This is a genomic window from Viridibacterium curvum (genome assembly GCF_039544165.1).
Lineage (GTDB): Bacteria > Pseudomonadota > Gammaproteobacteria > Burkholderiales > Rhodocyclaceae > Viridibacterium > Viridibacterium curvum.
The window spans coordinates 584,019-603,654 of sequence record NZ_BAABLD010000002.1 but is presented as its reverse complement, the minus strand read 5'-3'; the positions used below and the strand labels follow the sequence as shown (position 1 = coordinate 603,654).

General features: G+C 61.1%; 18 protein-coding genes. 10 read left to right on the top strand and 8 right to left on the bottom strand.

Features of this window, described 5'->3' with window-relative positions; translation table 11 throughout:
* Positions 1-5 precede the first annotated feature (5 nt).
* From ABEA02_RS04045 to ABEA02_RS04030, 4 genes are read right to left on the bottom strand one after another with little or no spacing between them, the layout of a single operon-like run.
* A complete protein-coding gene (locus ABEA02_RS04045) occupies positions 6-338 on the bottom strand; it encodes a DUF5615 family PIN-like protein (protein ID WP_345531546.1) in 333 nt (110 codons plus the stop codon).
* On the bottom strand, positions 338-562 hold the full coding sequence (locus tag ABEA02_RS04040; protein WP_345531545.1) for a DUF433 domain-containing protein: 225 nt from the start codon (positions 560-562) through the stop codon (positions 338-340). Before ABEA02_RS04040 ends, ABEA02_RS04045 begins: the two co-directional genes overlap by 1 nt.
* 59 nt (positions 563-621) lie before the next feature.
* On the bottom strand, positions 622-1,629 hold the full coding sequence (locus ABEA02_RS04035) for a glycosyltransferase family 2 protein (protein WP_345531544.1): 1,008 nt from the start codon (positions 1,627-1,629) through the stop codon (positions 622-624).
* Entirely contained in the window at positions 1,626-2,669 is a 1,044-nt protein-coding gene (locus ABEA02_RS04030; RefSeq protein ID WP_345531543.1) for a lysylphosphatidylglycerol synthase domain-containing protein, read from the bottom strand. The genes ABEA02_RS04035 and ABEA02_RS04030 overlap by 4 nt, the downstream gene beginning before the upstream one ends.
* 204 nt (positions 2,670-2,873) lie before the next feature.
* Here ABEA02_RS04030 and ABEA02_RS04025 point away from each other — a divergent pair, with 204 nt between their 5' ends.
* The 9 genes from ABEA02_RS04025 to ABEA02_RS03985 all read left to right on the top strand — a co-directional run bounded on the left by ABEA02_RS04025 (position 2,874) and on the right by ABEA02_RS03985 (position 13,121).
* Positions 2,874-4,151: a threonine/serine exporter family protein gene (locus ABEA02_RS04025; RefSeq protein ID WP_345531542.1), complete on the top strand. Its 1,278-nt coding sequence runs from the start codon at positions 2,874-2,876 to the stop codon at positions 4,149-4,151.
* A gap of 44 nt (positions 4,152-4,195) precedes the next feature.
* A complete protein-coding gene (gene recQ / locus ABEA02_RS04020) occupies positions 4,196-6,034 on the top strand; it encodes a DNA helicase RecQ (protein ID WP_425584656.1) in 1,839 nt (612 codons plus the stop codon).
* A gap of 156 nt (positions 6,035-6,190) precedes the next feature.
* Entirely contained in the window at positions 6,191-7,009 is an 819-nt protein-coding gene (locus ABEA02_RS04015; RefSeq protein WP_345531540.1) for an ATP-binding response regulator, read from the top strand.
* A 1-nt stretch (position 7,010) separates the two neighbouring features.
* On the top strand, positions 7,011-7,199 hold the full coding sequence (locus ABEA02_RS04010) for a hypothetical protein (RefSeq protein WP_345531539.1): 189 nt from the start codon (positions 7,011-7,013) through the stop codon (positions 7,197-7,199).
* Entirely contained in the window at positions 7,180-8,010 is an 831-nt protein-coding gene (locus ABEA02_RS04005; protein WP_345531538.1) for an HDOD domain-containing protein, read from the top strand. Before ABEA02_RS04010 ends, ABEA02_RS04005 begins: the two co-directional genes overlap by 20 nt.
* 17 nt (positions 8,011-8,027) lie before the next feature.
* Complete coding sequence (locus ABEA02_RS04000) at positions 8,028-9,863, top strand: ATP-binding protein (RefSeq protein ID WP_345531537.1); 1,836 nt, start codon at positions 8,028-8,030, stop codon at positions 9,861-9,863.
* Positions 9,860-11,191 carry a response regulator c-di-GMP phosphodiesterase, NosR family gene (gene nosR, locus ABEA02_RS03995; RefSeq protein ID WP_345531536.1) on the top strand — a complete coding sequence of 444 codons (1,332 nt, stop codon included), beginning with the start codon at positions 9,860-9,862 and terminating at the stop codon, positions 11,189-11,191. The genes ABEA02_RS04000 and nosR overlap by 4 nt, the downstream gene beginning before the upstream one ends.
* A gap of 8 nt (positions 11,192-11,199) precedes the next feature.
* Entirely contained in the window at positions 11,200-11,769 is a 570-nt protein-coding gene (locus ABEA02_RS03990; protein ID WP_345531535.1) for a response regulator, read from the top strand.
* A gap of 479 nt (positions 11,770-12,248) precedes the next feature.
* Complete coding sequence (locus tag ABEA02_RS03985) at positions 12,249-13,121, top strand: HD-GYP domain-containing protein (RefSeq protein WP_345531534.1); 873 nt, start codon at positions 12,249-12,251, stop codon at positions 13,119-13,121.
* Positions 13,122-13,161: 40 nt separating this feature from the next.
* Here the strand turns inward: ABEA02_RS03985 and dnaJ are convergent, their stop codons facing one another.
* The 4 genes from dnaJ to grpE all read right to left on the bottom strand — a co-directional run bounded on the left by dnaJ (position 13,162) and on the right by grpE (position 18,104).
* On the bottom strand, positions 13,162-14,298 hold the full coding sequence (gene dnaJ / locus ABEA02_RS03980) for a molecular chaperone DnaJ (protein ID WP_345531533.1): 1,137 nt from the start codon (positions 14,296-14,298) through the stop codon (positions 13,162-13,164).
* 49 nt (positions 14,299-14,347) lie between these two features.
* Positions 14,348-15,445, bottom strand: a complete 1,098-nt coding sequence (locus ABEA02_RS03975) for a fatty acid desaturase family protein (protein WP_345531532.1) — start codon at positions 15,443-15,445, stop codon at positions 14,348-14,350.
* Between the two features lie 93 nt (positions 15,446-15,538).
* Positions 15,539-17,458, bottom strand: a complete 1,920-nt coding sequence (dnaK, locus tag ABEA02_RS03970; protein ID WP_345531531.1) for a molecular chaperone DnaK — start codon at positions 17,456-17,458, stop codon at positions 15,539-15,541.
* A 100-nt stretch (positions 17,459-17,558) separates the two neighbouring features.
* Positions 17,559-18,104 (bottom strand): nucleotide exchange factor GrpE, encoded by a 546-nt coding sequence (grpE, locus tag ABEA02_RS03965; protein ID WP_425584655.1) that lies wholly within the window; start codon positions 18,102-18,104, stop codon positions 17,559-17,561.
* A gap of 147 nt (positions 18,105-18,251) precedes the next feature.
* Here grpE and ABEA02_RS03960 point away from each other — a divergent pair, with 147 nt between their 5' ends.
* Complete coding sequence (locus ABEA02_RS03960) at positions 18,252-19,631, top strand: serine/threonine protein kinase (protein WP_345531530.1); 1,380 nt, start codon at positions 18,252-18,254, stop codon at positions 19,629-19,631.
* The last annotated feature ends 5 nt before the right edge of the window (positions 19,632-19,636 follow it).

The following is a 19,636-nucleotide window of genomic DNA, read 5'->3' as shown; positions in this document are numbered from 1 at the left end:
GCGGCTCAGCCGATCTCTATGCAGGCTTTGTTTTCGGCAATCAGGGCTTGTTCGATGGCGTCGCGGAATTCCGTCAAGGCCCGGATGACGCTTGCCTTGTCGCAGTTGCCGAGGCGCAGCCAGATCAGCTTGGGTGGTTGTCCTTGGATCAGGCTCAATTCATGAAAGTCGGCGTCACGACTGACCAGTACGTAGTCGTTGTTCCGCGCGTGTTCCCACAGTTCGCGATCGGAAAAACGTTCGAGCCCAAGCAGGGCGACCTGACTGCTGGCGGGGTAATCATTGAGCAGGAAAGGAATCATCCTGCGCGACAGGTTTTCGTCAAGCAGCAGCTTCATCAAGTACGCAGACTGCTGATGTCACGCTCGCGCTGGGCAGCGAAGCCCAGAACCGCGCGGATATCTTCCGGCTCCAGCTCGGGGTAGTCAGCGAGGATCTCTGCTTCGCTCATGCCGTCGGCGAGCCAGCCCAGCACGTCATACACCGTGATGCGCAAGCCCCGGATGCATGGCTTGCCGCCGCGTTTGCCGGCGTCGAGGGTGATGCGCGAGGTGTCGATCATGGCTTTCTCCGTGGATCAGCGTGACAGGGCGATGATAATGGGCAGCGCCCAAATTGCCATCAGCGCTTCCAGGCTTCGTCCTGTGCAAAGGTCTGCGGGTTCCGCACTTCGTACTGGCGAGCGGCGCCAGTCTCGAAGTAGATGCGCGCCAGCGTCTCGGACAGCACCCCGGTCAGCACGAACTGCACGCCCATGACGACAGCGAAGAAGCCTGCCATGAGGAGTGGCCGGCCGCCGATGGATTCGCCCATGACGAACTTGAGCACGGCGAGGTAGGCGAGGATGAGGCCCCCGACGCTGCCGGCAGCAAGGCCCACGCTGCCGAAGAAATGGCCCGGGCGGGTGCGGAAGCGCATGAAGAAGTAGACCGAGATGAGGTCGAGGATCACGCGGAAAGTGCGCGAGATGCCGTACTTGCTCTGACCGAACTGGCGCGCATGGTGCTCGACGACTTCTTCCTTGATGCGGCGAGGCGTGGTGACGGTGGCCAGCCAGGCGGGGATGAAGCGGTGCATTTCGCCGTAGAGGCGCACGCTCTTGATGACGCTGCCACGGAAGGCCTTGAGGCTGCAGCCGTAGTCGTTGAGCTTGACGCCGGTAATGCGCGCGATCAGGCGGTTGGCGATGCGTGACGGGATCTTGCGTAGCCAGAGGCCATCCTGACGGTTCTTGCGCCAGCCGGCGACGAGGTCGAGGTCTTCGCGCAAGAGGCGGGCGACCATGCGCGGGATGTCGACGGGGTCGTTCTGCAGGTCGCCGTCGAGCGTGACGATGACGTCGCCACGCGCCGCGTCGATGCCGGCCTGCATGGCGGCGGTCTGCTTGAAGTTGCGCATCAGCTCGATGGGGCGCACGTGAGGGCCGTACTTCTGTGCTGCGGCGCGCAGGCGGGTGACGGTCTCGTCAGAGCTGCCGTCATCGACGATCACCAGCTCCCAGGGCCAGGGGTAGTCGGCCAGCCCTTCGTGAACGCGGGCGACCATGGGGTCGACGCTTTCTTCCTCGTTGTACATGGGCACCACGACCGACAGGGTGTGGGGCGGCAGGGTTTCGAGTGCAAGGCTCATGCGTGGGTATTTTCGGTAGTTGAAGACGATGCGGGGGACTGGCCGGGCAGCAGCACGGCGGCCAGCGCGCCAGCGCTGAGGGCGCAGGCGATGACGAAGAGGTGCAGGATCAGGCAGGCTTGCAGGCCGTCGGCCAGCATTATGCCGTGCGTACGCAGCAAGGCCGCACCGCCGGCTTCATAGGTGCCGAATCCGGCTACCCCCTGGATCGGCAGTATGGCGGCGAGTTCCACCCCCATGGCGCCGGCAAGGCCGGACTGCAGGCTGGCGCCGAGCAGCAGCGATAGCGCCCAGGCCTGTGCGACGAGCTTCAGCGACCAGTTGGCGAGGGTCCACAGCCATGAGCGGCCGGCGCCGTGGGTCGACTCGGCCAGGGCGCTGCGGAACTTTGTGACCAGTCGGCCGAACTTGCTATGGCTGGCCTGGTCGAGCAGGGCGTCATGATTACGCGCCCAGTGCGGAATGCCCCAGGCGGCCAGCAGCACGGCCGCGATCCACATCGCACGCAAGGCAGCAGGCAAGTCAGGCCAGACGAGGGCGGCAAGGGCCAATACGACGAAAGCGTCCTGCAGGCGCAGCCACAGCAGGGCGGCGATGGCGCGTGCGGTAGGCACCCCGAACCAGCGGTTGAGCAGGATGGGGAAGGTCGCCTCACCGCTGCGGAAAGGCAGCACATTGACCATGGCGTTGTGGATCAGCGAAAGGCGCAGGATGCTGGCGAAGCGGACGTGGCCCGCGGAAAAGTCGCCGGGCCGCCCCAAGACTTTTCCGGCCCCCTCGGCGGGCGGATCGGCCCGTAAGGGCTGAGTCGGGGGTGCAGCAAAGTGGCTGAACTCATCGAAGATGCGCCCGGCGCGTAGCAGGTAGGTCGCTGCGAACGCGGCGATCAGCCCGGCCAGCTGGAGCCCGTCGATGCGCGCAAGCCTTTGCCCCAGCGCGGCCAATTGGGCTTCGCGGTCACCGCCGAGCACGAACCAGGCGATCAGCGCGGCGCTGCATAGCAGGGCGAAAAGGCGCTTGAGCGTGGTGGAGAGGGTCATGGAGCAGGGCGCGAAGCCAGGTGGCGGTTAGCCGGCGATTTTACCATCCTGCGCTGCGGCAAAGCTGCCGCGATTTCAAGTGCTTGGCGGACGCGGACGCCAATGTCTCAGTTGGCAGAACGTGGTTTGTTGCGTTGCGTCAGTCTTCTTCGTCAAGGGTGGGGGCTATCATCAACCACGTTTGTCATTGCTCCGGTGTATGTCATGCCTCCTGACACGAGCCCGCTCTCCAGTATTTTTCCGGGTGATTCCGCAGATGTCCTGCGCTTCCTGCAGCTCGCAGCGCGCCTTCTGCTCGAGTACAACATCCGCACCGAGCTGATCCGTCGCCGGCTGGCCGAAGCCGCAAAAGTGCTGGGCCTGCCGGTGACGGTGGCCGTGGGATACCGCACGGTGACGATTTACACGGCGCAGGGCAGCCATGTGCATGCGCAGGCGCCGGAGTTCAGGATCAACATCGCGGTGAGCGGCAAGGTCAATGGCCTGCTCGACGAACTCGCCGCCGGGCAGCTGTCGTTGCCCGCTGCGCAAACTGCATTGGAGTCTGTGGAGCGCGAGGCTGGGCGCCATAATCGCTGGCTGCTGGCAACGATCTTCGGTGCCGGTGCCGCAGCGTTGGCGGCCCTGTTCAATGGCGATGCCGTTGCGATGAGTGTGATTGCCCTGTCGTCGGCCCTGGGATTGTTGGTGCGCCAAGAGCTCGCCAAGCGTCACGTCATGCTGTTCGCCCTGCCTTTCACCGCAGCCTTGATCGGCTCGCTGCTGGGGGGCTCAGTCATTGCCCTGGGCTGGACGACGACACCAGGCATCTGCCTCATCGTGCCGGCCCTGATGCTGGTGCCGGGGCCACATCTGATCAACGCACTCTACGATGTGGTCGAGAATCACATGCAGACCGGCGTGCCGCGCCTGGCATTGGCTTGCACCATCCTTCTTGCCGCGGCGATGGGGATTTTTCTGGGCGGGTGGATTACTTTGGGCATGAGCACCGTACCGCCCTGGCACACGCCGGCAGATGCCATTCCGCTGTGGCTGGATGTGCTTTTGGCGGGTATCGCTGCGTGCAGCTTTGGTGCGTTCTACAACGCACCCTGGCGCGTGCTGTGGACTTCGATTGCGTGCGGCATGGTCGGTCATGGCATTCGCTACCTTTGCCTGGCTCACAATGTGTCGCTGGAGATGGCGACCTTCTTTGCCTGCCTGGCTATCGGCATGATGGCGGCGCAGATGGTGCGCCAGCTGCGCGTGCCGTTTGCGGCGGTGGCGTTTGCGGGCGCCGTGCCGATGATGCCGGGTGTATTGATGTTCCGCGGCATCGGCGGTGCCATGGATATCGCGATGGCAGGCACTGCCGCCACGCCCGAGCTGGTGGCGAGCACGCTGGCCAGTCTGTTCAAGTCGGGTTTCGTGGTCGGCGCAATGGGACTGGGCTTGTTACTGGGGGCCAAGCTTGCTGAAGTGGTGACGCGAAGCCGCGGCTGACGCCCTCGCTGCGTGGCGGCCGATTGCTGGCAAAATGCCGGGCAATGCATTCCCCTGAAGCTTTCGTGTCCTCCCCCGAACAAGACCCCGCGCTGCACGTGCTGCGCCACACCTTTGGCTATGCAGCGTTTCGTGGCGAGCAGGCGGCCATCGTGGCGCACCTTCAGGGGGGCGGTGACGCGCTGGTACTGATGCCGACCGGGGGTGGCAAATCACTTTGCTACCAGATCCCGTCGTTGTTGCGTCCCGGCTGCGGCCTCGTGGTGTCACCCCTGATCGCGCTGATGCAGGACCAGGTGCAGGCCTTGCGCCAATTGGGCGTGAAGGCGGCCTATCTCAATTCGACACTGACGCCTGATGAGGCCAACGAGATCGAGCGTCAGCTTGTGGATGGCAGCCTGGAACTCCTCTACGTGGCTCCGGAGCGCCTGCTGACGCCACGTTTTCAGAATCTGCTGACACGCGCCCGGATCGGCCTGTTTGCTATCGATGAAGCGCATTGCGTGTCGCAGTGGGGACACGATTTCCGGCCGGAGTACATCCAGCTTTCCATCCTGCATGAGCGCTTCCCCGATGTGCCGCGGGTGGCGCTGACGGCGACAGCCGATGCAGCAACGCGCCAGGAGATCGTCGAGCGCCTGGCGCTGCACGATGCACGCGTTTTCCTCTCCAGCTTCGACCGGCCCAACATCCGCTACACCGTTGTTGAGAAGGACAATCCGCGCAAGCAGTTGCTGCGCTTCATCCGCGCCAATCACGATGGCGACGCGGGCATCGTCTATTGCCTGTCGCGCAAGAAGGTGGAAGAGACCGCTGCCTGGCTCAAAAGTGAGGGCATCCGTGCCTTGCCTTACCACGCGGGTTTCGATGCTGCTGTGCGTGAATCGCACCAGACTCAGTTCGTGCGGGGTGATGGCATCGTGATGTGCGCCACCATTGCTTTCGGCATGGGGATCGACAAGCCGGACGTACGCTTTGTTGCGCACCTCGATCTGCCCAAGTCACTGGAGGCCTATTACCAGGAGACCGGTCGCGCAGGGCGCGATGGTTTGCCTTCGAATGCCTGGATGGCCTATGGCCTGCAGGACATGGTGCTTTTGCGCGAGATGATCGAGCAGTCGCAGGCGCCGGATGAAATCAAGCGTGTCGAGCGGCAGAAGCTTGATGCGCTGCTCGGCTATGCGGAGGCACCGGCTTGCCGTCGCGAGGTGCTGCTGCGTTATTTCGGTGAGGCCTCTACACCCTGCGGCAACTGCGACATGTGCCTGACGCCGCCCCAGACCTTCGATGCCAGTGTGGCAGCTCAACAGGCGTTGTCTACGATCTATCGCAGCGGACAGCGTTATGGCGCGGGTCACCTCATCGACATCTTGCAGGGGCGTGAGACGGCCAAGGTGACGGAGCGCGGTCATCAGCACCTGACGACCTTCGGCATTGGCAAGAGTGTGTCGGATGCTCAATGGAGCTCCTTGCTGCGACAGATGGTGGCGCAGGGCTTCATCGGCGTGAACGAGCATGGCGGCCTGATCCTGCAGGAGGCCTGTCGGCCGGTGCTGCGTGGTGAGACTGGCTTCATGGCGCGCAAGGTGCGCGAATCCGCGCCCAGCGGGGCCGCCAGCGTGCGGCGCGAGATCGAGTTTGAATCCGACGAGGCGCGTACGCTGTGGGCGGCATTGCGGCAGTGCCGGCGAGATCTGGCAGAGGCGCAGAACGTGCCGGCTTACGTCATCTTTGGCGACGCAACGCTTAAACAAATGCTGGAGAAACGGCCGCAGACCGAGGACGAGCTGTACGAGCTCTCTGGAGTCGGCGACCGCAAGCTGGCTGCCTATGGCGAGGCGTTTCTTGCGGTGTTGCGTACGCATCAGCGTCGTCACGCCTGAGTCATCGCTACACATTTTTACTCAAGACATCTGCATTTCGCCCGTTGATACGGTCAGGGCAGCCTGATCGGCAAGCGCACCCCCCGACGCTTCCGCTACCTGCCGGATTCACAACGGTTCCGCAGCCTGAGGCAAAGCGGGGCCAGGGAGTGCAGCATGGGCTTGATGACCTGCAGCATGGAACGTAGCGAAGCCACGACGGCGGGGCGTCTCCTGCTCGTGGATGATGAGGAGAACATCCTTTCATCCCTGCGTCGTCTGCTGCGGCGAGACGGCTATGAGATCCGCGTGGCAGGCAGCGGGGCAGAGGGCCTGGAGATCCTGAAGCAGGTCGAGATCGACGTCATCGTCTCCGACCAGCGCATGCCGGGCATGACCGGGACTGAGTTTCTCAAGGAAGCCTGTCGGCTTTATCCGTCCACCGTCCGGATCGTTCTGTCTGGATATACCGAGCTGGAGAGCGTAACCCGTGCGATCAACGAAGGTTCGGTCTATCGCTTTCTTACGAAGCCGTGGGATGACGAGCAGCTGCGCCGGCATATCCTGGAGGCTGTCAGACATAAGCGCGTTGAAGACGAGAATCTGAAGTTGCAAGAACAGCTGCGTGCGGCCAACCAGCGCATGACTGCATTGCTCGATGAGCGGCAAGAGGCGTTGCTGCTGGATGAAGTCTCGCTGCAGTTTGCACACGAATTGCTCGCGGACTTGCCTTTGCCGGTTCTTGGTGTCGACGGAGATGGCCTGGTGGTCGTCGCCAACGATGCGATGGAGTCTTTGCTTGAACTGCCCATGGTCGGAATGGATGCGATGGCGGTGCTGCCCTCCGAACTCTCTGGGTTGCTCGCTCCAGGCATTGAGCGTGCAGAGGCAATGTTTGAACGCGGGGGCTGCAGGTATCGCGTGCTTTCTGCCTACCTGCGGCATGGGCGCGAACCGCGTGGGCGCCTGCTGGCTTTCTTCGCGAAGGAGGTCTGAAATGAATACTGCCTCCAGTACACCTGCAGCTTCCGTTGGGTCATTGAACGGGCAGGTTGATCTGGCTGAGGTTACTTCACGCTTGTCGCGCGGGTTACCTCCGGGATTGTCAGCTGATCTGGAGCGGGCCTTGCTTGAGCTGGCGCAGTTGACGTTGGGCGGAGAGGACAATGAGACCGACAACGGTTGAGGACGTCCTGAACGCGCTGCGTGACTTGCCCAGCGTACCTGCGTTGGTAAGCGAGCTGCTTGCCGATCTCGATCCGGACGAGGTAGACCTGTCAAAGCTTGCCGCGAGACTGGGGCGCGACCCTGCGTTGGTCAGCAAGGTATTGCGCGTGGCCAACTCGCCTTTCTACGGACTTGCCGGACGAGTGCAGTCATTGCAGGAAGCCGCGACAGTGATCGGCCTGCGTAGTCTGCGCTCGGTGATACTCGCGGCCTCCATGTCACAAGCGCTGCGTGGCAGCGGTGCGGTGGCTGCTGCGACAGATGGATTCTGGCGCGAGGCTTTGGCAAGTGCAGTTTGCTGCCGCGCCTTGGCAGGTGGGAGAGGGGCTGCTGCAGAACACGCATTTGTCGCGGGTCTATTGCATGGTCTGGGGCGCTTGGCGTTGTGTGTTGGCATGCCTGATCAGCAGGCTGCAATTTCGGCATATTGCGATGCAAGGCGTTGTGACTGGGCGAGCGCTGCCGCAGAGCTTGAGTTGCCGCACTATGCGGCGATTGGCGAAGCGCTGGCTGTGCGCTGGCATTTTCCTCCGTCCCTTGTTCGGGCGATTGCACAGCACGCAGCTCCTCCTGCCGACGCAGACTTGCTTGTCCGCATTGTGCATGTCGCCGATGTCATCGCACGCTGCAATGCTGTTGCTTCGGGCGAACTGGAGCAGGTCGGTTTCATCGATGAGCCATCACTTCGCTTGATGCTCTCTGCCCCCGATCGAATGTGTGAGGCTTGGCGGTCCCTCCGTTCAGCCATGACGATGGAGTCATACTTATGAATGCTCCGACGACCATAATGAGTCGTCCCGTCACGGGTGAGGACAATCTGCTTGATCGTCTGGGGTTTGGCGTGGTGGCTGTCCATGGCAGCACGATCATTCGTGCCTCGGATCGCGTTGGACGCATGTTGGGACAAGACGCTGAGCGACTGATTGGTCGAGATCTGTTGACCCTGCTTGCGGACGGCGATGACATTGCGCGCCTGCGTGCGTGGTTGGTCTCAGCCTATGACGCGCCTGTGGGTTCGGCTTCGCGCGAGCTGCTGACACGGCCAGATGGCATGGGGCGCTGTTGGCGAATTCTGCTGCACGAGCTTGACGGCGGTTCGCAGCACACACGGGCCATCGTCCTGACGGCCGCGCAGGCCGAGACAGCCCCCGCTACCGAGGTGCAGGCGATGGAGTTACGGCGCACGGTGCGCAATCTGCTCGATGCCAACCCGGTCGCCGCATTCCTGATCAGTACCGATCATGTCGTGATGCATTGGAGCAGGGCTTGCGAGGCTGTGGTGGGGTATCCGGCGAGTGGCATGATCGGGACGCGCAATCACTGGAAGCCGTTCTATGACCATGCCCAGCCCGTGCTGGCTGACATGATTGTGGATGGTCTCTCGTATGAGGATGCTTGCAAGGTCTACCCAGGCCCGTTGAGTCGCTCTGATCGCGTAGAGGGTGGGTTGGAGTCGTTCAGTTACTTTCCCGAAATGGGCGATGGCGGGCGATGGCTGCTTTTCACGGCTGCGCCGGTTCGCAACGCACAGGGCGGTGTGATGGGCGCAATCGAAACAGTTGTGGACATTACGGAGATCAAGCGTGCCGAGCAGGCGCTGCGTGATTCTCGCAATCAACTCGAAGAGTTGGTCAGCCAGCGTACCGAACAGCTAGTGGTCGCCAAACGCGCGCTGGAAGAGGACATCGCCAAGCGGGAAGAGGCTGAGCAGTCATTGCGAACGCGCTACACCGAATTGACCGATCTCAACATGAAGCTTGCGGAGGCTAACGCGCAGATTCAGGCTGCACAGAATCAGCTCGTGCAGAATGAAAAACTGGCATCCATTGGCCAGCTGGCGGCAGGTGTCGCACACGAGATCAATAATCCGATCGGTTACGTGTTCTCGAACTTCGGCAGTCTCGAGAAGTACATCAACGAGATGCTGACACTTATTGCGCGCTACCGTACCGCCGAGCCACAGATATCGGATCCCGGATTGCGCGCTGGCCTCGCTGATCTGCGCGAGAAGCTTGATCTGGATTTTCTTGAGGAGGATGCCCAGGCGCTCATGCGTGAGTCGCGTGAAGGCATTGAGCGCGTCCGGAAAATTGTTCAGGATCTGAAGGATTTCTCGCACGTTGATGCCAACTCCGAGTGGCAAGAGGCGGATCTGCATCAGGGGCTCGATTCCACGCTCAATATCGTACGCAATGAGCTCAAATATCACGCTGAGGTAGTGCGGGAGTATGGGACTTTGCCGCTGGTGCATTGCCTGCTGTCGCAGCTCAACCAGGTATTCATGAACCTTCTGGTCAATGCCGGTCATGCACTTGAGGGACGTCAGGGCGGACGCATTGTCGTGCGGACGGGCTGTGATCAGAGCGAGGTGTGGGTCGAGATCGAAGATAACGGTTGCGGAATGAGCGAGGAAACACTGGGCCGCATCTTCGATCCGTTCTTCACGACCAAGCCGATAGGGAGGGGAACGGGTTTGGGTCTGTCGCTCTCGTATGGCATCGTGCAGAAGCACAACGGGCGCATTGAGGTTGATTCACGCGTGGGACAGGGGACACGGTTCCGTGTCGTGCTGCCACGCCGTCAGCCGGATGAAGCGCCGGCCTTGCAGGAGGTGGGGGTATGAGCGAGGTGGCAACACCGCCGTCGACGAGCAATTGGCCAATGGGGTTTGATTCTGCGCCTGCGCTCTTGTTGGTTGATGATGAGGCAAACATCCTGCAGTCGCTGCGTCGTATGTTGCGCCCATTGGGATATGCGGTGCGTCTGGCCAACGACGGGCCGGAAGCCCTGGCGATGATGGCGGAGGCGCCAGCGGATCTGATCATTTCGGACATGCGCATGCCAGGCATGAATGGGGCGACGCTTCTTGCCGAAGTGAGGCGCCAGTGGCCGCAGACGGTGCGTGTGCTGCTGACCGGCTATGCAGACATGCAGTCCACGATTTCCGCCGTGAACGAGGGTGGAATCTATCGGTATGTGACCAAACCCTGGCAGGAAGATGAGCTGTTGCAAGTCATTCGGCAGGGTGTCGAATTGCGCGGTCTGGCGCGTGAGCGTGAGCGCTTGCAGGCACTTACGGAGGCACAGAATGCAGAGCTGCGTTCATTGAACCAGACCCTTGAGGCTCGCGTTGTCGAACGTACTGGTGAGCTGCAGTCAGCGAATCAGGAGTTGGTGCTGGCGCAGGAGAAGCTGAAGAAGAGCCTTTTCACGACCATTCAGGTGTTCTCCAACCTGCTTGAGCTGCGGGCCCCGCACCTGGCTGGGCACTCGCGTCGCGTTGCGGAAGCAGGAAGGCGCATCGCGCTTAAGCTTGGGCTTGCCGCGCATGAGGCACAGGAGGTCATGGTCGGAGGCTTGCTTCACGACATTGGCAAGATTGGTTTGCCCGATGCAGTGATGAGCGTGCCTGTCTCGAAGATGTCGGGAGACATGCTGGGCTCAATGCGCAAGCATGCCGCCAATGGCGCCCTGGCACTGACGCCGTTGCCGCATCTGCGCAACGTGGCCGCGATGATCAAGTCCCATCATGAGCGCTTTGATGGGCAGGGCTACCCTGACGGGTTAACGGGGCTGTCGATTCCACAAGGAGCGCGCATCCTTGCGGTGGCAAACGACTATGACGCTGCGCAGATTGGTACCTTGTTCGGCCGTCGTCTGACCGTTGAGGAAGCGCGTGAGCACCTCATTGCAGGGAGAGGCTCGCGCTACGACCCCGAGGTCGTCGATGCATTTCTCGGCCTGGCGGGCAAGAGCCCGCAGCCTGCAGAGCGTTGTCTCCGCATGTCGGAGCTGGAGCCCGGGATGGTGCTGGCACGCGATATTTTGAGCCGGGAAGGGCTTTTGCTCCTCGCAGCAGACTATGTGATTGACGAGCTGCTGGCTCGTCAGTTCCATGAGCACGCAGAGCGGGACGAAGATCTGAGTGTCTGGATCAGGACGGAAAAGTAGGAGGCCGCATGAGTTCGAGAATCCTGATTGTTGATGACGAGGCCCACGTACTTGCCGCGCTTCAGCGCCTGTTGCGCCGCGATCCAGCGCTGGTCTCGATGAACGTGGTCGTGGAGACGGCTGAGAGTGCAGCCGCTGCTTTGCAGCGTGCCAGCCAGGTCAGCTTCGATCTGGTGCTGAGCGATTACCGCATGCCCTTCATGGATGGACTGAGCTTCTTGCATGCGTTTCGTACATTGCAGCCGGATACGACAAGGATGATTCTCTCGGGTGCGACAGACTTTGACGTACTGATGGCGGCGATCAACGACGTCGGGATCGTGCGGTTTTTGACCAAGCCCTGGGACGAGTCGGAGGTGGTGCGTGCCGTGCAGGAGGGTATTGCCATCACCCGCCTGAAGCGCGAAGAGCAGCGTCTGGCGGATGAGCGTCGCGCCGAGCAGGATCCGCAATATCGCGAGCAGCTGGCACGTGCGGAGATCGCGCTGAAGGAGCCCGGCATTCTCTCTGTGGATTGGGGGCCGAATGGGGAGGTCCTGCTTGAAGAAGATGGTGCTGTGCGACATCCTGCGCCGTGACGGCCTGAGGCCCGGAGGGCTGGACTGGTTTCGGCCGCTCCCCGTGTTGCGCAAGCTTTGACAGGTGCTGCTTTTACCGCCGGAAATCAACGCTTTTCATTTGCGTTGACGGGGAGCGAGGCAATGTGGCGTGATGTGCCTCACCTGAGCATGCAATATGTTCTCAACAGTCAGCCTGTTCGACCGATAGTCCGCTGAGAGACCGTATTGTTCGGGAGGGCCAGGTGGCTGCAATGCATCGCTTGAGCGCCAGTCAGCTTCGCGTGAATGAAGCTTTGCCTTGGGACGTTCTGGACGCCTCAGGGCAGCTTTTGCTGCGCAAAGGTTACGTGATACAGCGGGATGAGCAGATCGAACGCCTCCTGGAGCGCGGGATGTTTGTCGATGCCGACATCTACAAGGCCTACACGGCGGCCGAGTCTGCCCCTGTGCGTCAGGCCTATGATCCCTTGTCAGTCTGGCAAGGGGTGCAAGCCGGCATGTCTGCGCTCATGAGAGATCAGCCTCGAGACGGCAGCTTCTTCCATTCGGTAAAGGTCTTCGCGCGGCTCGTCATGGATCTGTGCGAGCGGAGTCCTGACCTGGCTTTGGCGGCGATTCAGCTCAAGGAGTTCAAACGTTACCCGATCGCACACAGCCTGCATGTGGCAGTGCTATGTGAGCTCGTGGCGCGGCGAGGCGATTTCGATGAAGACTCACGCATGTCTTTGTGCTGTGCTGCACTGACACAGAACATTGCGATCATCGAGCTTCAGCAGTTGCTGACAAACCAGAAGTCGCCCCTCACGGAGGAGCAGCGGGCGGGCATCGTGGGGCATCCCGAGGAGGGAGCCAGGCTACTGATGTCGCTGGGTGTTCCAGACGAAGAATGGTTGCGTGCGGTGTTGGAGCACCATGAGGACGAGGAGGGGGGCGGCTACCCGAGAGGCATCCGCTCGCCAAGTTTGCTGGCAAGTCTCCTGCACACGGCAGATGTCTATGCCGCGATGCTCAGCCAGCGCTCCTACCGCAAGGCTGTGCCAGCGGCAGAAGCCGCCAAACAGGTGTACATCAATTTGGGGCAGGGCAGGGAATGTCCCTTTCCCGGGCTGTTGATCAAGGAAGTCGGCATGTATCCGCCGGGGAGTCTGGTCAAGCTTGCCAATGGGGAGGTTGGCGTCGTGTGGAAGCGCGGGCAGCAAGCCAACACGCCCGTTGTCGCGACGCTCATCAATGCCAAGGGGCTGGCTCAGATGGAACCCACGCGACGTGATACCTCGGCAGCGCCGGAGTTCAAGATTGTCACCTTGCTACCCCGGGAGTCGACAATGCTGAACATCAATTTTGAGCAGATCTGGCGGCCCCGCAACTGATGCTGCCGGGGCCGGCCATGATGTGCTGGTGAAGCATGACTCAGCTTGCGAAGAAGTCTCGCACCTTGTCCATCCAGCTCTGAGCTTTGGGGTTCTGGCGATCACCTTCACCGCGCCCGATCTCCTCGAACTCACGTAGCAGCTCACGCTGACGGTCTGTCAGCTTGACGGGTGTTTCGACGACCACATGGCAATGCAGGTCGCCCGTCATGTGGCTACGCAGGTTCTTGATGCCCTTGCCACGCAGGCGGAACACTTTGCCTGTCTGAGTTTCGGCAGGGATCTTGATACTGGCTGCGCCATCCAGCGTCGGGATCTGGATTTCGCCCCCAAGTGCTGCTGTAGCAAAGCTGATCGGCATCTCGCAGTGCAGATCGTCACCTTCACGTTCGAAGACAGCGTGTTGCTTGATGTGGATTTCGACGTAAAGGTCGCCCGCCGGGCCACCATTCACGCCGGCTTCGCCGTAGCCGCTGTGACGCAGGCGCATGCCTTCGTCGATACCGGCGGGAATCTTCACTTCCAGCGTCTTTTGCTTCTTGACGCGACCTGCGCCGTGGCAGCTGCCACAGGGGTCGGTGATCATGCGACCCGAGCCATGGCACTTGGGGCAGGTCTGCTGGATCGAGAAGAAGCCTTGTTGCACACGCACCTGACCGGCGCCACCGCAGGTGGAGCAGGTCTTCGGCTGTGTGCCGGGCTTGGCGCCGGAGCCATGGCAGGTCTCGCAGCTTTCCATGACCGGGATGCGGATGGTCTTGTCGACGCCGCGTGCGGCTTCCTCAAGTGTGATCTCGAGGTTGTAGCGCAGGTCGGCGCCGCGATAGACACGTTGTCCGCCGCCACCGCCACGACCGCCGCCGAAGATTTCGTCGAAGATGCCCCCGAACGCGTCGCCAAAGTCACCGAAGCCCTGACCGCCGCCGCCGAAACCGCCGCCGCCCGCCGAGGGGTCGACGCCTGCGTGACCGTAGCGGTCGTAGGCGGCGCGCTTGTTGCCGTCAGAGAGAATTTCGTAGGCTTCCTTGGCCTCCTTGAATTTCTCTTCGGCCTCCTTGCTGTCCGGATTGCGATCCGGGTGGTACTTCATGGCGAGCTTGCGATAGGCCTTCTTGATGTCGTCGTCCGACGCATCCTTGTTCACGCCCAGTACTTCGTAAAAATCCCGCTTGGCCATTCTTCAGTATCTCTGCTGTTGGGTTGAGTGGGCACGGCGTGCCCACGCGTCATGTCGTAATGGGTCGTCGCCCGAGTCGGTGCAGGAATTTGAAATGCGCCTTGAGTGCCGCCGTGACGCTGGGGAAGCACAGGTAACGCACCGAGAACTCGTCGCAGGTCTTGCGCACGATTGCCGCAATCTGCGGGTAGTGCACATGGCTGATCTTGTGGAAAAGGTGATGCTCGACCTGGTAATTGAGGCCGCCCATGTAGTAGGTCGCCAGCCAGTTGGTCGGCGCAAAGTCGGCCGTCGTATTCATCTGGTGCACGGCCCACTCGTTTTCCATCTTGCGCTGCGCGTCAGGCAACGGGAAGTCCGTGCCTTCGACCGTGTGCGCAAGCTGGAAGACCAGCGATAGCACCAGACCGAACACCGCATGCACGCCGACAAAAGCCAGCACGACATGCGAGAAAGGGTGGAAAAAGCTCGGTAATACAAGGGTGTAGCCCAGATAGGCGGCCTTGTGCACGATGAACCAGGGGATCTCCCAGCCGGCCTTCTGTTGCAACGGCGTGGTGCCGATGCGATTGCTGATGAGTTTGTGGAAATCGCTGAACAGCCCGAGGTACATGGTCAGCATGGCGTACAGCACCGGCGCATAAAGCGCCTGCAGACGGTGCCAGGGATACCAGCGCTGGTTGGGCGACAGGCGCATCAGGGCGCCGATCGAGATGTCGTCGTCTTTCCCGTCGATGTTGGGATAGGTGTGGTGCAGCAGGTTGTGTTTCTGCCGCCACAGCATCTGGCTGCTGCCGATGACATCCATCGTTGCGCCAGCCAGCCAGTTCACCCAGCGCTTCTTCGAATAGCTGCCGTGCGCGCCATCGTGCATTACGTTGAAGGCGACGATGATGTAGCCCTGTGCGAGCAGGAAACCCGCGACGAGTGCGGCCCACAGGCTGCTCACCCCCCAGACCAGGCTGATGTAGCCGCCGATGATGAGTCCGTAACCCAATAGCGCCTTGCTGTAGAGCAGGGCGTTGCCGTTGGTGCTCACTCCGTTGTCGGTGAAGTAGGCATCAACGCGTGACTTCAGCGTGTTGAAGAACTCGCTGCGAGGCGCAAAGCTGAGGGTGCCGGAGGTGTTCGCTGGCGTAGCGTTCATGACGATTTCTACCGGTGAAAAACAACAGCCCATGATACGACGACGGGCGCGCAACCGAGAACCGGCGGCGCGCCCGTCGGCGGGGAGGGGCGCTTACTTGGCGTCCTTCACCTCGGTGAACTCGGCGTCCACCACGTTGTCGTCAGCGGGTTTGCCAGCGGCTTCTGCCGTAGCACCTGCCCCGGCAGCCTGTTGCTGGGCATACATGGCTTCGCCCAGCTTCTGGCTGGCCATTGCAAGCGCCTGGGCCTTGGCTTCGATGGTGGCCTTGTCGTCACTCTTGAGGACTTCTTCCGTCTCCTTGAGTGCGGCTTCGATCTTGCCTTTCTCTTCAGCGCTGACTTTGTCGCCGTGTTCGGCAAGCGCCTTCTTCGTCGAATGCACCAGGGCTTCAGCCTGGTTGCGCGCGTCGATCAGCTCGTGCTGGCGCTTGTCTTCTTCGGCGTGGGCTGCTGCGTCGTTCACCATCTTCTGGATTTCATCTTCCGACAGGCCGGAGTTGGCCTTGATGGTGATCTTGTTTTCCTTGCCGGTTGCCTTGTCGGCGGCCTTCACGTGCAGGATGCCGTTGGCGTCCACGTCGAACGACACTTCGATCTGCGGCGTGCCACGCGGTGCGGGCGGAATGCCTTCGAGGTTGAACTCGCCGAGCAGCTTGTTGCCGGCCGCCATTTCGCGTTCGCCCTGGTAGACCTTGATGGTCACGGCGGGCTGGTTGTCGTCAGCCGTCGAGAACACCTGCGAGTGCTTGGTCGGGATGGTGGTGTTGCGCTTGATCATAGGCGTCATCACACCACCCAGGGTTTCGATGCCGAGCGTCAGTGGCGAAACGTCAAGCAGCAGCACGTCCTTCACATCGCCTTGCAGCACGCCACCTTGCACGGCCGCGCCCACGGCAACGGCTTCGTCAGGGTTCACGTCCTTGCGCGGTTCCTTGCCGAAGAATTCCTTCACCTTCTCCTGCACCTTGGGCATGCGCGTCTGACCACCGACGAGGATGACGTCGTCAATGTCCGACACCGACAGGCCGGCGTCCTTGAGGGCCTTGCGGCAGGGTTCGATGGTGGCGTTGACCAGTTCGTCGACCAGCGACTCGAACTTGGCGCGCGTGATTTTCATCGTCAAGTGGGCCGGAGCGCCATTGACCATGGTGATGTAAGGCTCGTTGATTTCGGTTTGCTGGCCGGACGACAGCTCGATCTTGGCGCGCTCGGCAGCCGCCTTGATGCGCTGCAGAGCGATCGCGTCTTTCGACAGGTCGATGCCGTTGATGGTCTTGAACTCGGCCACGATGTGGTCGATCAGGCGCTGGTCGAAGTCTTCACCGCCAAGGAAGGTGTCGCCATTGGTGGCCAGCACTTCGAACTGCTTGTCGCCATCGACGTCGGCGATTTCGATGATGGAGATATCGAAGGTACCGCCGCCAAGGTCGAACACGGCGATCTTCTGGTCTTTCTTGCCGACCTTGTCCAGACCGAAGGCGAGGGCCGCTGCGGTCGGTTCGTTGATGATGCGCTTGACTTCCAGACCGGCGATGCGGCCGGCGTCCTTGGTGGCTTGGCGCTGGCTGTCGTTGAAGTAGGCGGGCACGGTGATGACGGCCTCGGTGACTTCTTCACCCAGGTAGTCTTCCGCAGTCTTCTTCATCTTGCGCAGCACTTCGGCCGAAATCTGCGGCGGAGCCATCTTCTTGCCGCGCACTTCGACCCAGGCGTCGCCGTTGTCAGCCTTGGTGATGGTGTAGGGCATCAGGTTGATGTCCTTCTGCACTTCCTTCTCTTCGAAGCGACGGCCGATCAGGCGCTTGACGGCGTACAGCGTGTTCTTGGCGTTGGTCACGGCCTGGCGCTTGGCCGGTGCGCCACAGAGGATCTCGCCATCTTCCTGGTAGGCGACGATGGAGGGCGTGGTACGTGCGCCTTCCGAGTTTTCGATGACTTTCGGCGTGCCGCCTTCCATGATGGCCACGCAGCTGTTGGTCGTACCGAGGTCGATACCGATGATCTTTGCCATGTTCAATACTCCGTCAATTCAATCTGTAGTCCGGCCCGCTCATGCAGCACCGGGAACCTGGATTCCATTTAGGGCCGATGCCCCGGATTTCAATAGGGTTTCAGGCGCCACTACCGCTGGACACCGCGACGAGGGCCGGACGCAGAACCCGACCTTCGAGCAGGTAACCCTTCTGGAAGACCTGGGCGACCGTGTTGGCCGGGTGTTCCGACGGGATCTGGCTGATGGCCTGGTGCTTGTGCGGATCGAATTTTTCGCCGACCGGTGCAACTTCTTCGAGGCCGCTCTTTTCGAAGGCCTTGACCAGGTTGCGCAGGGTCAGCTCGACGCCTTCGCGCAGTGCTTCAGGCGTGGCTCCCTCGACTGACAGGGTCTGTTCGAGTCCATCCTTTACCACCAGCAGTTCATTGGCGAACTTCTCGATGGCGAACTTGGCTGCCTTGGCCACATCTTCCTGTGCCCGACGACGCACGTTCTCTGTCTCGGCCTTGGCCCGCAGCCACGCGTCGTGGTGCTCGCCTGCTTTCTGCTCTGCCTCGCGAAGGCGGGTTTCCAGCTCGTCGGCAGGGGAAACACTGTCCGCGCCGTCTTGTGGGGCACCATCCATCGGTTCCGTGGGCTGTACCGGCTCTTGTGTGTCTTGCATGAAGTATCCTCAGCTATGCCTTTCGGGTTCAGCTGGGCCACATTGGGGCCGTTGTAGGTATTTCAAGCCAGCTTCCTGAACTTTTTTGCATTGCGGATCGCCTGGCCGGTTTACACTGCTTGTAGGAAATTTTCTGACAGAGTCGCGATGTCCAGCCTTCCTGAGAAAATTGGCAAGTACCGCATCATCCGCGAGCTGGGTAAAGGCGCTACGGCGACGGTCTATCTCGCCGAGAATCCCTTCTACCCTGAACCGGTTGCGCTGAAACACATCTCATTCAAGGAAAAAGGCAAAGACGAGGCCAAGTGGAACCGGCGCCTCCTCAAACTGCTGCGCGCCGAAGAAGGCGTTGCCCGCAAGCTCGATCACCCGCACATCATCAAGATCTTCGAGGCGGTGATCGAGAAGGAAGAGGCGTACATCGTCATGGAGTTCTTCAACGGCAAATCGCTGGAGGAGTACTGCAGCTACGAGCGCATGCTACCGCTGCATCGCACGGTCAGCATCGTCTTCAAGTGCTGCATGGCGCTGGACTACGCCTACCGGCAGGGAATCGTCCATCGCGACATCAAGCCCGCCAACATCCTCATGGATGAGAACGACAACGTGAAGATCACGGACTTCGGGCTCGCCATGAACGTGAACAAGAAGAGCGATCAGGATTCGACCTTCATCATGGGTGTGGGCTCACCAGCCTACATGTCGCCCGAGCAGATCAAGAGCTACCCGCTCAACCAGAAGACCGACCTCTATTCGCTGGGTGTCGTGTTGTTTCACCTGCTCACGGGGCGTCTGCCATTCCGCGCCAAGAACCCGGCCCAGCTTGTCTACAAGATCATCAACGCCGATCCACCACTTGCAAGTCAGCTCAACCCGGATGTCCCGGAGTCCATGGACATGGTCATCCGTAAAGCGCTGGAAAAAGATCTGTACTCCCGCTACAAGAACGGCGCCGAGTTTGCCAAGGATCTGACCGCAGTCCGTTACAAGATCTATGACGAAAACCAGCGTACCCCTGATAACTCGAGATTCTCGGCGGTGCGCAAGCTGTCGTTCTTCACTGAATTCGACGACATCGAGATCTGGGAGGTCGTGCGCTTCGCGGTCTGGCGCAAGGTGGAGCCACTGACCCAGCTGGTTCGCGAAGGCAGCAACGACCAGCGCTTCGGAATCTTGCTCGAGGGTGAGGTCGAAGTATCGGTCGGCGGTCGTGTGGTGACGAAGTTGGGCGTTGGCGAGTCGTTCGGTGAAACAGCCTATCTCGATGAGATCGACCACCTTCAGCATGCCACGGTGGTCAGCCTGACACCGGTGACTTACCTGGATATTTCGCCTGCTGCCTTGTCGCTGACTTCCGAAGAGTGTCTCGAACACTTCCGTCAGCGTCTGGTATCAACGGTGTCACGCCGTTTGGCAAAGTCCGAAACGGCGCTTTCTGCTGCAACCGGAACACCTGCTACGCGTCCGACCGACACCACATCTCTGGGGTTTGGGGGTGGGGGCGACTTGCAGCTGGTAGACAACTAAGCCCG

Bases quoted from the DNA above. Each gene is read 5' to 3' on its own strand.
- ABEA02_RS04045 (WP_345531546.1), bottom strand. From the start codon at position 338: ATGAAGCTGCTGCTTGACGAAAACCTGTCGCGCAGGATGATTCCTTTC.
- ABEA02_RS04040 (WP_345531545.1), bottom strand. From the start codon at position 562: ATGATCGACACCTCGCGCATCACCCTCGACGCCGGCAAACGCGGCGGC.
- ABEA02_RS04035 (WP_345531544.1), bottom strand. From the start codon at position 1,629: ATGAGCCTTGCACTCGAAACCCTGCCGCCCCACACCCTGTCGGTCGTG.
- ABEA02_RS04030 (WP_345531543.1), bottom strand. From the start codon at position 2,669: ATGACCCTCTCCACCACGCTCAAGCGCCTTTTCGCCCTGCTATGCAGC.
- ABEA02_RS04025 (WP_345531542.1), top strand. From the start codon at position 2,874: ATGCCTCCTGACACGAGCCCGCTCTCCAGTATTTTTCCGGGTGATTCC.
- recQ (WP_425584656.1), top strand. From the start codon at position 4,196: ATGCATTCCCCTGAAGCTTTCGTGTCCTCCCCCGAACAAGACCCCGCG.
- ABEA02_RS04015 (WP_345531540.1), top strand. From the start codon at position 6,191: ATGGGCTTGATGACCTGCAGCATGGAACGTAGCGAAGCCACGACGGCG.
- ABEA02_RS04010 (WP_345531539.1), top strand. From the start codon at position 7,011: ATGAATACTGCCTCCAGTACACCTGCAGCTTCCGTTGGGTCATTGAAC.
- ABEA02_RS04005 (WP_345531538.1), top strand. From the start codon at position 7,180: ATGAGACCGACAACGGTTGAGGACGTCCTGAACGCGCTGCGTGACTTG.
- ABEA02_RS04000 (WP_345531537.1), top strand. From the start codon at position 8,028: ATGAGTCGTCCCGTCACGGGTGAGGACAATCTGCTTGATCGTCTGGGG.
- nosR (WP_345531536.1), top strand. From the start codon at position 9,860: ATGAGCGAGGTGGCAACACCGCCGTCGACGAGCAATTGGCCAATGGGG.
- ABEA02_RS03990 (WP_345531535.1), top strand. From the start codon at position 11,200: ATGAGTTCGAGAATCCTGATTGTTGATGACGAGGCCCACGTACTTGCC.
- ABEA02_RS03985 (WP_345531534.1), top strand. From the start codon at position 12,249: ATGTCTGCGCTCATGAGAGATCAGCCTCGAGACGGCAGCTTCTTCCAT.
- dnaJ (WP_345531533.1), bottom strand. From the start codon at position 14,298: ATGGCCAAGCGGGATTTTTACGAAGTACTGGGCGTGAACAAGGATGCG.
- ABEA02_RS03975 (WP_345531532.1), bottom strand. From the start codon at position 15,445: ATGAACGCTACGCCAGCGAACACCTCCGGCACCCTCAGCTTTGCGCCT.
- dnaK (WP_345531531.1), bottom strand. From the start codon at position 17,458: ATGGCAAAGATCATCGGTATCGACCTCGGTACGACCAACAGCTGCGTG.
- grpE (WP_425584655.1), bottom strand. From the start codon at position 18,104: ATGCAAGACACACAAGAGCCGGTACAGCCCACGGAACCGATGGATGGT.
- ABEA02_RS03960 (WP_345531530.1), top strand. From the start codon at position 18,252: ATGTCCAGCCTTCCTGAGAAAATTGGCAAGTACCGCATCATCCGCGAG.